This is a genomic window from Thalassospira sp. A3_1 (assembly GCF_017744215.1).
GTDB classification, from domain to species: domain Bacteria; phylum Pseudomonadota; class Alphaproteobacteria; order Rhodospirillales; family Thalassospiraceae; genus Thalassospira; species Thalassospira lucentensis_A.
Genome location: NZ_JAGHQQ010000005.1, coordinates 34,359 through 48,314, shown reverse-complemented (window position 1 = coordinate 48,314; position 13,956 = coordinate 34,359). Strand labels below are relative to the sequence as shown.

The following is a 13,956-nucleotide window of genomic DNA, read 5'->3' as shown; positions in this document are numbered from 1 at the left end:
CAAACAGCTCGTTATCTTCTGGCGCAAATAGCATTCCTGCGGCTGAATTCTGCCTTCAGGCGGGGAACCACATAATCGACAAAGGTGCGCACACGCGGCGTGGATAGCCGTCCTTCGGGGATGACAAGATGAACCGGGATGGGCGGTTCTTCGTCATCTGGCAGTAATATTCGCAATTCGCCCCGTTCGACATGTTCGGCAATCTGATAGGAATATGCCCGCGTAACCCCTTTGCCTTCCACGGCAGAGGGCAGGGTGCCAGCAATGCCGTTGGCGATCAGGCGGGGTGTAAAACGCACAACCCGAGGCGCGCGGTCGGCAGTTCTGGAGGGGAAGGACCATCCGGTTTCGCCTAACTGGGAATTGGCAATGCATTGATGGCCAGCCAAATCCACGATCTCGCGGATCGGTGGATTGTTATCCAGATAGAACGGCGAAGCACACAGCAGGCGCCGGACTTCGCCCACGCGGATGGCTATCATGCTGGAGTCAGTCAGATAGGCGATACGCAATGCCACATCAATGCCTTCGTCAACAAGACTGACAATCCGGTCAAGCAACAGAAGCTTCGCCCGTACTGTTGGGTGCAGGTCAAGATAATCATCAAGTATCGGGCGCAGGATACCGGCCCCGCTGGTGATAGGGGCGGTTACGGTCAACAGACCGCGTGGTGCCTTTGTCTCGCTTTCTGCCAGAAGGTCGGCTTCTTCGATATCAATGAGGATGCGACGGCATGCAGAGGCATAGCGTTCACCCGCCTCGCTAAGACGAAGTGCACGTGTGGAACGGTGCAGTAATTGCACACCGATATGATTTTCCAGAAATGTCAAAGCCCGCGTGACTGCAGCCGGGGACCGGCCAAGCTTTCGTGCCGCCCCGGCAAGACTGCCTTCATCCAGGGCGGTGATGAAAACCTTCATTGCATCAATGCGGTCCATTGTTCGTTCCTTAAATCGAAAGGCTGAATTGCATTTTTCACTAATTCTATCGAATGGCGCAATTAATTAAACCATTGGTAACGCTGTTGCCCAACGGGCGAATTCAAATTGCCTGAACGAAAAGTATGGCCGTGATGCCTGCATCGTTCAGTTTTGTAAGGAATGAAGTCATGAGTAACGAACGGAAAGTTGCCATCATAACCGGTGCTTCCCAGGGCATTGGTGCCGGTGTTGTCAAAACCTATCGCGAACTGGGATATGCGGTGGTTGCCAACTCTCGCAATATCGCGGCTAGTGAAGATAACGAAGTCGTGACTGTTGCCGGTGATATCAGCGACCCGGTGATTGCGACAAAGATTGTTGAAACTGCGGAAGACCGTTTTGGGCGGATTGATACCCTGATCAATAACGCGGGCATTTTTATCAGCAAGCCGTTTCATGAATATTCTGCCGAAGATTTCGAGAATGTTCTGCGGGTGAATGTTGCCGGGTTCTTCCATATCACGCAGCGTGTCATTCCCCTGATGCTGCGGCAGGGGCGCGGTCATATCGTCCAGATTACAACTGGTTTGGTTCATCAGGCTCTGGCCGGTGTTCCATCCGGTTTGGCAACCCTTACAAAGGGCGGGTTGGACTCGGTAACCCGTGGGCTTGCGATTGAGTATGCCAAGCAGGGTATTCGTGTGAACGCCATTGCGCCGGGCATCATCAAAACACCGATGCATGCACACGAACATTTCGAATTCTTCGACGGCCTTCATCCGATGGGACGAATGGGCGAGGTTGAAAACATTGCTGATGCTGTTCGTTATCTTGAACTGGCCAACTTCGTTACCGGTGAAACCCTGAATGTCGATGGTGGTCAGCACGCCGGTCGCTGGTAATTCCGATGTTAATCCTAATTGTCAAGCCGGGCCAATGCCCAAGGAGAACAAGATGCCTTATGTAAATATCAAGATCACCCGTGAGGGAACCACCAAGGGAGAAACCAGCACCACGGTCAAGGAAAAGCAGGCCCTGATAAAGGGGGTTAGCGACCTTTTGTTCGAGGTTCTGGGCAAACCGCATAACAGCACCTTCGTTGTCATCGACGAAGTCGAGACAGATAACTGGGGCGTCGGCGGTATTCCGGTTACCGAGCATCGAAAACAGGCTGCGGCAAAGGCCGGTTGAAATCGGTTTCAAGCCAAATACAAGTACAAAGGGCGCAGCCGAATAGCTGCGCCCTTTTCTTCGTCTTCTTTTCGGTAGGTATCAGGAACTGACCATTTCCCAGCTTCCAGTACGTGCAGAGCGGCTCAGAGCATCGAGGATCTGCATATTGGCGATGGCGTCCTCGATCGGATAATCGATCGGGCTTTCGCCATTAAAGATCGCCGTCGCATTCTCTCCCTGCAGGGTATAGTGGTTGCAGATCGGGAATTTGATTTCGCGTGCTTCGTCAAAACCGGGCTGTTTTTGCGTGCCGATACGTATCAGTGCCGGATTTTCAGGGATCGGGTTGAACGGCATAATGATTTCTACGCGGCCTTCGGTGCCAAGGATATGAACGCGTTGCACGGCAGCCGACTGTGTGCCGCAAACAAAGCTTGCCTGAATGCCGCTTCCGAAATCGAGCATGCCCGAAACAAGCCGGTCGGTGCCGAATTTCGGATCCTTGTCCATCAGGGAAACCACACGCACCGGTTCCTTGCCGGTGATGTAGCGCGGGCCGACGATGCAGTAACAGCCGATATCAAGCAAACCGCCGCCGCCGATATCCTTTTTGTTACGCACATTGTTCGGATCGGCATTGAAATAGGTAAAGATGCTTTGCACCGTGGTGATTGTGCCGATCTGACCGCTTTCGACGAGCCGACGTGCTTCCTGCCATTGCGGATGATGACGGACCATGAAGGCCTCAAGTACATGCTTGCCGCTTTTGCCGCGCGCTGCGATCAGGCGCTTGGCATCTTCGGTGTCCAGTCCGATCGGTTTTTCGCACAGTACGTGTTTTCCTGCTTCCAGCGCCTTGATCGTCCATTCCACATGAAGATGGTTGGGCAGGGGATTATAGATTGCCTCGATTGACGGATCGGCCAACAGTTCTTCGTAGGAGCCATAGGCGCGCGGAATGCGCAGGCTTTGGGCGGTTTCGCGCGTTTTTTCAAGATCACGTCCGGCAATGGCAAGAATTTCAAGTTTGTCGCTTTCCTGCATGGCCGGAATGACCTTTTCCGTACCGATCTTTGCCGTGCTGATGACGCCCCACTTCATTCCGATACTCCGTATTGTTTTCTCTTTGTGGCGCACATGACGGTTTAGGCCGGTGCGCCGTGTTAATTTCGCCCGGAATGGCGGGCGTGTACAAGATATTGAATTGATTTAATTAGGCCACTTGCGCGATCACGCAAGATGTTCAAACGGATGGGATGCCTGTTCGGTTGGATTGGATGCAATGATATACCCGATGTTAAAACCCGCAGTCCCCCGGATTGTGCGACTTTGCGAAGTTCCGGGGAAAACAGGGCAAAAAAGTAAAAATATGCGCTTGACGTCCGGGGCTCCTGGCGATAAAAACCGCGCCACACGACGGCGGGTGTAGCTCAGGTGGTTAGAGCACCAGATTGTGGCTCTGGGGGCCGTGGGTTCAAGTCCCATCACTCGCCCCATGTGAAAAGGTCAGGCAGAAATGCCTGGCCTTTTGTCTTTCGGGCCGCTTTCCAATTCCAAAACCGGGACTGATCTGCTAGTTAGCCTTTGCGCTCGCGCCCATTCGTTTGTTCCGGTTCCGAGGAGGTCGCCCCCATGTCCGCAAATTCAGTAAATCGCATTACCCTTCGCCGTCCGGATGACTGGCATTTGCATCTGCGCGATGGCGCGATGCTTGAAGGGGTCATTGGTGAAACCAGCGAACATTTCGCGCGTGCGATCATCATGCCAAACCTTGTGCCGCCGGTGATCAAGACCGAGGATGCGATAGCCTATCGTGACCGGATTAACGCGGTCATCCCGCAGGGTCACGACTTTACGCCGCTGATGACGCTTTACTTGACCGAAGGCACCAATCCCGACGATGTCGAAGAAGGATATCGAAATGGCGTGATTACGGCGTTGAAGCTGTATCCGGCCGGGGCGACGACGAATTCGGCAAGTGGAGTGCGCGATTTCGACAAGGCGATGCCTGTGCTGGAACGCATGGCAAGTCTTGGCATTCCACTTTGCGTGCACGGCGAAGTTACCGACCCCGAGATTGATATTTTCGACCGCGAGGCCGTGTTCATCGATCGCGTTCTTGATCCGCTGCGCAAGCGTTTGCCTGAACTTCGCGTGATCATGGAACATATCACCACCGAAGACGGCGTTGAATACGTCAAGGCCACTGACAAGAATCTTGGCGCGACGATCACGACGCACCACCTGATCATCAACCGTAACGCCATTCTGGTTGGCGGCATTCATCCGCATTTCTATTGCCTGCCGGTGGCCAAGCGTGAAAAGCATCGCCTCGCATTGCGCAAGGCCGCGACCAGCGGTGATGTGCGCTTCTTTCTGGGGACTGACTCAGCGCCGCATACCGATGATCGCAAGGAAAGCGCATGCGGTTGTGCCGGTATCTTTACCGCCAATAACACGGTCCAGCTTCTGGCCCATGTGTTCGAGGAAGAAGGGGCGCTAGACAAGCTTGAAGGCTTTGCCTCGGTCAACGGGCCGCAATTCTATGGTCTGCCGTTGAATGGCGACAAGATCACGCTGGAAAAGCGCGATGAGGCGGCAACATTCCCGGCCAGAATTGAAACCGGTGAGGGTCCCGTCACAGTGTTTGATCCGGGTTTCCCGATTTACTGGCACTATGCCGATTAGGCTTGCGCAAATCATGTTCAAAAGGGGCCTGCTTGGCAAGCCCCTTTTCTTTGGCTTCTACGATGAAGGTCAGCCCGTGATGTCAATATTGGCCGGGGCCGCGTGCAGCCCCAGGGTCATGCGATAGCTTTCTGCGGCCGCAATCGCCTGTGTTGCGATCATCGCACTGATATTACGTGAGGCACCCTGCGCAACATTGAAGTCGGCCGATGATGTTCCGGGCATAGAGGCGGCGCGCGATATGGCGGCCTGATTGGCAATCGCCGCAATCCCGTCAAGGCCCTGAAGCGGGTGAATGCTAACCTTGCCGCCCGTGGCATAAAGCCGCCCGTCGGGACCGGCGGTGTAGCTGTAACTGATCATTCCGGCATTCGCACCGGCAAGGGTCTGATGGCTTTCTTCTTCGGTCCGGACATTGGCGTCCCGTGCCTGCAATTCACGTACAATCTCGCGTTCGCGGTCGGTCAGAAGGGCCGGGTTGCTTGTTGGTGGGCGCGCACTTTCAGGTGTTTCCTCGCGCGCTTCGCGTTGTTGCTTGGCAGGACTTTGGGTGTCGGGTGCTGCTGCCCCCGGCAGGGTGCGAGGATCAAGCTGCTGAATGATGGTTACAATTGATGCTGTGCTGTTGACCGGCGCGGAAGGCGCGTTTGCCGTTATATCGGGTGGCGGTGTGACAGAGATGGCTTCGTTGATTGGACGGATCGAAACGGCGGCAGACCTTAATTGTGGCCCAGCAGAACCATTACCGGCAGAACCAGAATCTGCCGATTGGTGTTCGGCACCGAGGAGGGCTCGGGTTGCAATGACTTGTCCCAATTGCCCGCCACTGCCGGGGATAAGCTGAATTGCACCGGCCTGTGTCATGGGATCATTATATATCAACTTGTGGTTAGGTGTATATAATTGGCGGTGCTGCCATCACGGCAGTTTGATGTGACCTTGAACGGCCCGTCGACCATAGAATGCAGGATCGCGGATGGATGGTGCCGGGGAAATGACATTTTGAAACGTTTATGGATGTCGGTCGTGACCGTGCTTTGGGCAATGTTGCCGGTGGTTGCATTCGCCGCACCGGATGCTGATCTTTGGCCGGACTGGCAGACCCATGACGATTCAAACGAAGCAGAAATTGATCATTCTCCCTGGCAAACGATTCTTGATCATCACCTGATTGTGGTTTCGTCGGGTGTCACCAAGTTCGATTATGCCGGGGCCAAATCGTCAAGCCGTACACAAATTTCAGGCTACCTTGCTGCAATGCAATCCGTTGAAATCGATGGATACAGCCGCGAACAGCAAATGGCATTCTGGATCAATCTTTATAATGCGCAAACAGTTGCGGTGGTCCTGGATCATTATCCGGTCGACAGTATTCGCGACATCAATATTTCGCCTGGCTGGTTCTCGGTGGGGCCGTGGGACAAAAAACTTCTGCTGGTCGAGGGACGGTCACTGAGTCTGAATGATGTTGAACATCGCATCCTGCGTCCGATCTGGCAGGATCCCCGCATTCATTATGCGCTTAACTGTGCGTCGATTGGCTGTCCGGCACTGATGGCAACGGCCTATGACGGCAGCCGTATAGAAGAGCAACTTGATAAGGCTGCTTTGGCGTTCATCCGGGATGAACGTGCGGTCCGTTTGGCAGAAGACGGATCAGGGGTAGAGCTTTCATCGCTTTTTGACTGGTATCGATCCGATTTTGGCAAAAGCGATGCCGCATTTTCCGATCATCTGGCGCGCTATGCCGGATTGGAATTCGCAACGTGGCTGAGCGTCCACGGCGTTGATTTACCAATCAGCGGCTATCATTATGACTGGTCATTGAACGATAGCGGTCCGTGAGTCGCGGTCATTCAGGCATCATGCCGCATCCGGACGCAGGCCGGTCATACGCCAGTCATGGGGGGCTACACCGCTGCTGCGAACCCGGACAGGGCGCAATGGTAGGCGATTTTGCAGAACCTGATCAATCGTGTGACGAACGTCACTGGCAGAAATACCATCGTAGCGCATTAATGTCTGGACGATCGGATCGGCCAGCATTTCCTCAATGGTCAGTTCCTGATCCACATATTTCATTGCTCGCATCCCATTCATATTATTGCGCTTACAATAAAGCGATTGAAAATCATTCTCAACAATTAAGTTGTGTCCATTGTCTTTTTTCATCTTTTCGCTGCAAAAGCGTTGTGCTGCGTCAAAGTCCGACAGGCGATTTCACGCTAGACAAGATGGGGCTTTATTTTTAGGTGGTGCCGATTGCAGGCCGCATTATGGGGCGGCTGATTTTCAGCTATTCGCTTGATTCTCGTGTTTTCTGGCTCTAACGCTGTCAGTTGGCTTTCGATGTTCGATAAAGCCCAAAAACTGTGGCAAGAATAGGCTGGGAAGATGACACGTCCGGGAATTCGTGAATTTGCGTTGCTGTTTTTGCTGGCGCTGATGTGGGGCAGCTCGTTCACCTTCATCAAGATCGGTGTGCATGCCTATTCGCCGTTGGTGGTCGCAGCCGGGCGGCTGAGCGTTGCCGCACTCGTGCTTTGGGCCTTTGCTTTTATCCGGAAAAGTGACCTCCCAAAGGGTCGGCGCGCGTGGTGGTCTACCTTCTTTGTCGCGTTGCTGGGAAATGCTATCCCTTTTTTCCTGATCAGTTATGGCGAAACGGAAATCGATGCAGGGCTGGCGGCAATCCTGATGTCTGTCGTGCCGCTGACAACGGTGGCGCTGGCGCATTTCGTGACACATGATGAAAAACTTTCGACGGGCAAGGCGCTTGGCGTGGTTCTTGGCACCATCGGTGTGATTGTTCTGGTCGGACCGGAAACCCTGACCGGGCTTGGCGGACAGCTTGTTTTTCAGCTGGCTGTTTTGATCGCGGCGGTGTGCTACGCGATTTCATCGCTGGTTGCGCGCAATCTGCGCGATCAGCCCCGCGTCGGATCTGCGGCGGTGATTCTGATTTTTGCCGCATTGATGCTCGCACCCTTTGCGCTGTTTGTTGATCAGCCCTGGAATATGGGATGGGACGTTGATGGGGCGCTGTCGATCCTGTATCTGGGGATTTTCCCGACTGGCATTGCCATGTTCCTGATTCTGTATCTGATTGCGCGTGCCGGGGCGAGCTTTGTGGTGTTTAACAATTACCTTGTGCCAGCCGTCGGTGTGATGGTCGGTTTTCTTGTGCTTCAGGAAGTGCCTCAGCCCACCAGCGTGATCGCGCTTGGCGTTATTCTGGCCGGGATTGCCGTTTCGCAGATACGTTTCGGGCGAAAGACTGTCAGGGATAAGGATGTTGCCGAGATTGAATGTGACCCGGTAGCACCGATCATGACCGCACCCGATGGCAAAAAGTAGCCTTCAGGCCGGGCATTTTTGCTTAAAATACGATTATTTTGGTCGTTTGTGCCTAATGCCGGGACAGGCAGATTTGTCAATATTGTTTGTGCCGGACAAACCTGATACTTTCCGGCTCACTGGTCAGGCATATGTCCATATGTCACGCCGATTGAAGCATTTCTGATCAAGCGTTTAAGAGGTCACGGCTTTTGTCCACCAAAGAGACCAACCCAGATAGCCGCGATATTTTCCCGGTATCCATCGAACAAGAAATGCGCCGCAGCTACCTCGATTACGCGATGAGCGTGATCGTCAGCCGTGCGCTTCCAGACGTCCGTGACGGTTTGAAACCGGTTCACCGCCGCATTCTGTATGCGATGCATGAAAACGGCTTTGAATGGAACAAACCGTTCCGCAAGTCGGCCCGTGTGGTCGGGGACGTTATGGGTAAATATCACCCGCACGGCGATAGCGCGATTTACGACGCAATGGTTCGTATGGCGCAGGGGTTCTCCATGCGCTTGCCGCTGATTGACGGGCAGGGGAACTTCGGTTCGATGGACGGCGACAAGGCCGCCGCCATGCGTTACACCGAAGCCCGCATGGCCAAATCAGCCCACTTTCTGCTCGACGATATCGATAAGGAAACCATCGATTTCCGCGATAACTACGACGAAACCACCAAGGAACCATCGGTTCTGCCGGCACGTTTTCCGAACATGCTGGTCAATGGTGCGGGCGGTATCGCAGTCGGTATGGCCACCAATATTCCGCCGCACAACCTTGGCGAAGTTATTGATGGTTGCATGGCCTATGTCGATAATCCGGCCATTACCGTCGAAGGCCTGATGGAATTCGTGCATGGTCCGGATTTTCCGACCGGTGCGCTGATCCTTGGCCGTTCGGGTATTCATTCGGCCTTTAAGACCGGTCGTGGTTCTGTCGTTATGCGGGCACGTACCCATGTCGAGGAAATCCGCGCCAATCGCGAGGCCATTATCGTCACCGAAGTTCCCTATCAGGTGAACAAGGCGACGCTGATGGAAAAAATCGCGGAACTGGTCCGCGACAAAAAGATCGAAGGCATTTCCGATCTGCGTGACGAGTCTGACCGTTCGGGCGTTCGCATGGTTATCGAGATCAAGCGCGATGCGGTTGCCGATGTGGTTCTGAATCAGCTGTTCCGCTTTACCGCGCTTCAGACCTCGTTTGGTGTCAATATGCTGGCGCTGAACCGTGGCAAGCCGGAATTGATGAACCTGAAAGACATCATTCAGGCATTCGTCGAGTTCCGCGAAGAGGTCATTACACGCCGGACCATTCACCTGCTGAAAAAGGCGCGTGAACGTGCCCACTTGGTGGTGGGGCTTGGCATTGCTGTTGCCAATATCGACGAAGTCATTCGTTTGATTCGTGCCGCGGCTGACCCGCAGATTGCACGTGAACAGCTGATGGAACGCAGTTGGCCGGCGGGCGATATTGTTCCGTTGATCGAGCTGATCGCCGATCCGAACCAGGTTGGTTCGGACGATGGCAATTATCGCCTGTCCGAAGCGCAGGCGCGCGCAATCCTTGAGCTGCGTCTGCATCGCCTGACCGGTCTGGAGCGTGATAAAATCGCGTCCGAATTGACCGAATTGGGTGAGAAGATCAAAGACTTCCTTGATATTCTTGGTTCGCGCGAACGCAAGATGATCATCCTGAAGGATGAACTGACGGAAATGCGCAACGAGTTTGCCAATGAACGTCGCAGTGAAATTCAGGAAGCCGAATTCGAACACGACATCGAAGACCTGATTGCCCGCGAAGAAATGGTCGTGACCGTTTCGCACAGCGGTTATATCCAGCGTGTTCCGCTGTCGACCTATCGCGCACAGCGTCGCGGTGGCAAAGGCCGTTCGGGTATGGCAACGCGCGAAGAGGATTTTGTATCCAAACTGTTCGTGGCTAACACCCACACCCCGGTTCTGTTCTTCAGTTCCGAGGGGATGGTTTACAAGATGAAAGTCTGGCGTCTGCCGCTGGGCACGCCGCAATCGCGCGGCAAGGCGCTTGTGAACCTGCTGCCGCTGTCCGAAGGCGAATATGTCACAACGGTTCTGCCGCTTCCCGACGAGGAAGAATGGCCAAACCTGCATGTGATGTTTGCGACTTCGACCGGTAACGTCCGCCGTAACAGCCTTGCCGATTTCGTGAATGTGAAATCAAACGGCAAGATCGCCATGAAACTTGAAGAAGATCGTGGTGACAAACTGATTGCGGTTCAGACCTGTACCGATGATGACGATATTCTGCTGACGACCCGTCTGGGTAAATGCATTCGTTTCCGTGTCGGGGACGTTCGTGTCTTTACTGGCCGTAACTCGGTCGGTGTACGCGGTATTCGTCTGGCCGACGAGGACGCGGTCATCGCGATGTCCGTCCTGTTTGGTAACCATGCCTCCATGGAAGAACGTGACGAGTATCTTTCGATTGCAAGCAAGCTGCGTCGCGAGGAAATCTCGGCTGATGATGCTTTGCCTTTGGAAATCCTCTCGCAGGAACGTTACGACGAACTTCTGGCGGGCGATCAGCTGATCCTTTCGGTTACTGAAAACGGTTATGGCAAACGTACGTCTGCCTATGAATACCGTGTTACGGGCCGTGGTGGTCAGGGCTTTGCCAATATCGAGATGTCGGAACGTAACGGAAATGTCGCGGCGTCCTTCGTAATTGAAGAAGGCGACGAGCTGATGATGGTCACCAATGGTGGCAAGGTCATTCGTATGCCGACACACGATATCCGCATTGCCGGGCGCAAGACACAGGGTGTTACCCTGTTCCGTACGGCCGAAGATGAACAGGTTGTTGCTGTCGAACGTCTGTCAAATCTGGGCGATAATGGTGATGAGGAGCTTGAAGGCGAAGAAGGTGCAGAAGGCATCGAAATCGCAGCAGGCGAATATGCACCGATCGTTGCTGATGATAGCAGCGAGGCAGTGGAAACCGGTTCTGACGACATCGACGAATAAAACGGAAGATCAATGAACGAACAGTCTTCAAACGCCTCACGTATCGGGATTTATCCGGGCACGTTTGACCCGGTAACCCAGGGGCATATGGACATTATTCGTCGCGCGACCCGCATCGTTGACAAGCTTATTGTCGGCGTTGCGGTTAATGCGGGAAAGGGCCCTATGTTTGGGGTCGAAGAACGTTGCGCACTGGTCGAAGAGGCTCTTAAGGCTGCGGGTGGCGAAGTTGCTGCCCGTACCATCGTGAAGCCGTTCGGATCGCTTCTCATGCAGTTTGCCCAGGAAAATGAGTCAAGCATCATCATTCGTGGTCTGAGAGCCGTTTCGGATTTCGAATATGAATTCCAGATGGCCGGAATGAATGCCCGTCTTGCCCCCAAGGTCGAGACGGTCTTTTTGATGGCGTCGGATAAACAGCAATTCGTGTCCTCACGCTTTGTGAAGGAAATCGCCCGTTTAGGCGGTAATGTTACCGAATTTGTGCCGGCAAACGTGCTGAAGCGACTGCACGAAAAGCTGGCCGAAGAAAAGGAATAGCGCACCCATGCGTCTTATTCGTCTCGCATCTCTTTTTATACTCGTATTAGGAATAGTGACCATGTCGAACGGTGGAATCGGCGGCGGTGCTCAGGCCCAGTCGGCCGATGCATCGCAGGATCTGGAAAATACCCTGTATCTGGATCTTGAAGCAGGTCGCGTTGTGATCAAGCTGCGCCCGGATCTGGCGCCCAAGCATGTCGAGCGTATCAAGGAACTGACCCGAGAAGGTTTCTATGATGGCCTGACCTTCCATCGTGTGATCGAAGGTTTCATGGCGCAGGGCGGTGATCCCAAAGGGGACGGCACCGGCGGATCTGGCCAGAAGCTTCCGGCGGAGTTTTCAAACGAACATCACGTGCGCGGCACTGTTTCGATGGCGCGTTCTGCCAATCCGAACAGTGCTGATTCGCAGTTCTTCATCGTCTTTGCCGACGCGCCGCATCTTGATGGACAATATACCATCTGGGGGCAGGTCGTATCGGGCATGGAATATGTTGATGGTCTGAAGCGCGGGGCTCCGTGGGCCAATGGCCGGGTTGCTGATCCGGACCATATTGTAAAAATGCAGGTCGCGGCTGACGCGCAATAAGCGTTTTGGTCCTTATAATGCAACCGAAAGCCGTCCTTGATCAGGGCGGCTTTCGCGTTTTGGGGCCGGAAAGCATAAAAACCCGGAAAATATGGAAAACAGGTGTTGACCGCAGCCGCCAGTCCCATTAAAACGCGCTTCACCAACGTTGAGGGCCCGTAGCTCAGTTGGTAGAGCAACTGACTTTTAATCAGTTGGCCACAGGTTCGAATCCTGTCGGGCTCACCAATAAGCCCCTGAAACCCAATCGGTTTCGGGGGCTTTTTCTTTTTCATGATTTTTATTGCGATCACTGTCAGACCGCTTTCCAGCGGATGCGAATGTCAATTTGGGACGGATTGGAAACAGGCCGGTTTTTGATGTTTTTTACCATTTGAATGGCTGTCATGCAGTTTGATCGAAAAAGGGGGGTTGACCCTTCGCGATCAGCGCATTAAAAGGCCGCTCACCAACGTTGAGGGCCCGTAGCTCAGTTGGTAGAGCAACTGACTTTTAATCAGTTGGCCACAGGTTCGAATCCTGTCGGGCTCACCATTCCAAAACCCCTGGAACCCAGATGTTCCGGGGGTTTTGCTTTTCCGTGGTCTTTTCTGCCTTCAAAAAACGATTCCGCCCAGTTTCAAGGCGTGCGATGGGTACCGTTTTTCGGGCGATGCAATGCGGCCATGCGCGAAAAAATCGCATCTTTTCGCAGTTGCGATTGCATCGCAATGTGATTTCTTGTAAGTAATGCAAATCAGTTTCAAACGCGCTGGAGCAGGACGTCCGGCGTTGATCGTATTTTGGATCGGAAGAGTTACATGCCTGAACCCGTAAACCAGCTGTCCGCATCGCCAGATGCGCAGACCCCGCTCGGCCTTGATGGTGCCACCACGGATGCCGCTAACGGTGTGCTTACGCAAACAGCAGATGGGGCGGTAACCTTGGATCCCGAAACCGGTCTGCCGGTAGATGGTGCGTTGGTCACCACCGAAAGCACCATCGTGCCGGATGCCATCAGCAGCCTGCCGGTTTATGACCTTGTCGATCGTGCCGGGGTTGTTGGTTGGGTTCTGGCCGCACTTGCATTAATCGGAATGCTGATTTTCTTCTACAAGCTGGTCGGCTTTATCCGGCGTGGAATTTTTGCCGACGGTTTTGCCAAGGATGTCGAACGTCATCTTTCCAATGGTGACGATAAGCAGGTCGCGCAGATTCTGTCGCGCCGCCGTCATCCTGCTGCTCGCATCGGTCTGTTTGGCATGACATTATCCGTTGCCAATTCCGAAAACCGCGAAGCGGCATCCGATATTATTGCTTCGCACGCGCGCAAGGAAATTGATGGTCTGAACAGCGGTTTGCGAATTATGTCGGCGATTGCGGTGCTTAGCCCGCTTCTGGGCCTGCTGGGTACCGTTATGGGCATGATTGAAGCCTTCCAGAAGATGGAAGGTGCCGGAAGCCGCATTGACCCATCCGTGCTTTCGGGCGGTATCTGGCTTGCACTTCTGACCACGGCAATCGGCCTTGTTGTCGCCATCCCGGCGACCGCGTTTCACATGTGGATGCAGGGCGTTATCGCCCGTGCCGCTGCGGTCATGGAAGATGTCTGCACCATGGTGATCAATCGTGGTGAACTGGCTCAGAAGGGGGCGCTTCGCGCGTCGAATATCGCCGAGCTGCGCCAAGCGGCGGAATAAGCCCGAACAAGGTC

General features: G+C 54.0%; 13 protein-coding genes and 3 tRNA genes. 12 read left to right on the top strand and 4 right to left on the bottom strand.

Going from position 1 to position 13,956, the window contains the following annotated elements; genetic code table 11:
• Positions 1-11: 11 nt before the first annotated feature.
• Positions 12-938 (bottom strand): LysR family transcriptional regulator, encoded by a 927-nt coding sequence (locus J7395_RS18325; protein ID WP_209223032.1) that lies wholly within the window; start codon positions 936-938, stop codon positions 12-14.
• A gap of 170 nt (positions 939-1,108) precedes the next feature.
• Here J7395_RS18325 and J7395_RS18320 point away from each other — a divergent pair, with 170 nt between their 5' ends.
• On the top strand, positions 1,109-1,822 hold the full coding sequence (locus J7395_RS18320; RefSeq protein WP_209223030.1) for an SDR family oxidoreductase: 714 nt from the start codon (positions 1,109-1,111) through the stop codon (positions 1,820-1,822).
• Positions 1,823-1,874: 52 nt separating this feature from the next.
• Complete coding sequence (locus tag J7395_RS18315) at positions 1,875-2,111, top strand: 4-oxalocrotonate tautomerase family protein (RefSeq protein ID WP_062952159.1); 237 nt, start codon at positions 1,875-1,877, stop codon at positions 2,109-2,111.
• A gap of 81 nt (positions 2,112-2,192) precedes the next feature.
• On the opposite strand, the gene J7395_RS18310 is transcribed toward J7395_RS18315, so the two are convergent.
• Positions 2,193-3,194, bottom strand: coding sequence for a Gfo/Idh/MocA family oxidoreductase (locus tag J7395_RS18310; RefSeq protein WP_209223028.1), 1,002 nt, complete (start codon positions 3,192-3,194; stop codon positions 2,193-2,195).
• 318 nt (positions 3,195-3,512) lie between these two features.
• Between J7395_RS18310 and J7395_RS18305 the strand changes: the two genes are divergently transcribed.
• Positions 3,513-3,589, top strand: a tRNA-His gene (locus J7395_RS18305).
• Between the two features lie 136 nt (positions 3,590-3,725).
• The gene (pyrC, locus tag J7395_RS18300) at positions 3,726-4,781 is read left to right on the top strand and encodes a dihydroorotase (protein ID WP_209223026.1); all 1,056 of its coding nucleotides are present in this window, start codon (positions 3,726-3,728) and stop codon (positions 4,779-4,781) included.
• 69 nt (positions 4,782-4,850) lie between these two features.
• Here the strand turns inward: pyrC and J7395_RS18295 are convergent, their stop codons facing one another.
• A complete protein-coding gene (locus J7395_RS18295; protein ID WP_209223024.1) occupies positions 4,851-5,645 on the bottom strand; it encodes a putative metalloprotease CJM1_0395 family protein in 795 nt (264 codons plus the stop codon).
• 138 nt (positions 5,646-5,783) lie between these two features.
• Here J7395_RS18295 and J7395_RS18290 point away from each other — a divergent pair, with 138 nt between their 5' ends.
• Positions 5,784-6,626: a DUF547 domain-containing protein gene (locus tag J7395_RS18290; RefSeq protein ID WP_209223022.1), complete on the top strand. Its 843-nt coding sequence runs from the start codon at positions 5,784-5,786 to the stop codon at positions 6,624-6,626.
• A gap of 18 nt (positions 6,627-6,644) precedes the next feature.
• On the opposite strand, the gene J7395_RS18285 is transcribed toward J7395_RS18290, so the two are convergent.
• On the bottom strand, positions 6,645-6,863 hold the full coding sequence (locus J7395_RS18285; protein ID WP_147253489.1) for a hypothetical protein: 219 nt from the start codon (positions 6,861-6,863) through the stop codon (positions 6,645-6,647).
• 312 nt (positions 6,864-7,175) lie between these two features.
• Here J7395_RS18285 and J7395_RS18280 point away from each other — a divergent pair, with 312 nt between their 5' ends.
• The 7 genes from J7395_RS18280 to J7395_RS18250 all read left to right on the top strand — a co-directional run bounded on the left by J7395_RS18280 (position 7,176) and on the right by J7395_RS18250 (position 13,942).
• Complete coding sequence (locus tag J7395_RS18280) at positions 7,176-8,138, top strand: DMT family transporter (RefSeq protein WP_209223020.1); 963 nt, start codon at positions 7,176-7,178, stop codon at positions 8,136-8,138.
• Positions 8,139-8,329: 191 nt separating this feature from the next.
• A complete protein-coding gene (gyrA, locus tag J7395_RS18275) occupies positions 8,330-11,131 on the top strand; it encodes a DNA gyrase subunit A (RefSeq protein ID WP_209223018.1) in 2,802 nt (933 codons plus the stop codon).
• A gap of 12 nt (positions 11,132-11,143) precedes the next feature.
• Positions 11,144-11,671, top strand: coding sequence for a pantetheine-phosphate adenylyltransferase (gene coaD, locus J7395_RS18270; RefSeq protein ID WP_209223016.1), 528 nt, complete (start codon positions 11,144-11,146; stop codon positions 11,669-11,671).
• Positions 11,672-11,732: 61 nt separating this feature from the next.
• Positions 11,733-12,263 carry a peptidylprolyl isomerase gene (locus tag J7395_RS18265; RefSeq protein ID WP_062959412.1) on the top strand — a complete coding sequence of 177 codons (531 nt, stop codon included), beginning with the start codon at positions 11,733-11,735 and terminating at the stop codon, positions 12,261-12,263.
• Positions 12,264-12,415: 152 nt separating this feature from the next.
• Positions 12,416-12,491: transfer RNA gene (locus J7395_RS18260), tRNA-Lys, on the top strand.
• 230 nt (positions 12,492-12,721) lie between these two features.
• Positions 12,722-12,797: transfer RNA gene (locus J7395_RS18255), tRNA-Lys, on the top strand.
• A 266-nt stretch (positions 12,798-13,063) separates the two neighbouring features.
• Positions 13,064-13,942 carry a MotA/TolQ/ExbB proton channel family protein gene (locus J7395_RS18250; RefSeq protein WP_062951409.1) on the top strand — a complete coding sequence of 293 codons (879 nt, stop codon included), beginning with the start codon at positions 13,064-13,066 and terminating at the stop codon, positions 13,940-13,942.
• The last annotated feature ends 14 nt before the right edge of the window (positions 13,943-13,956 follow it).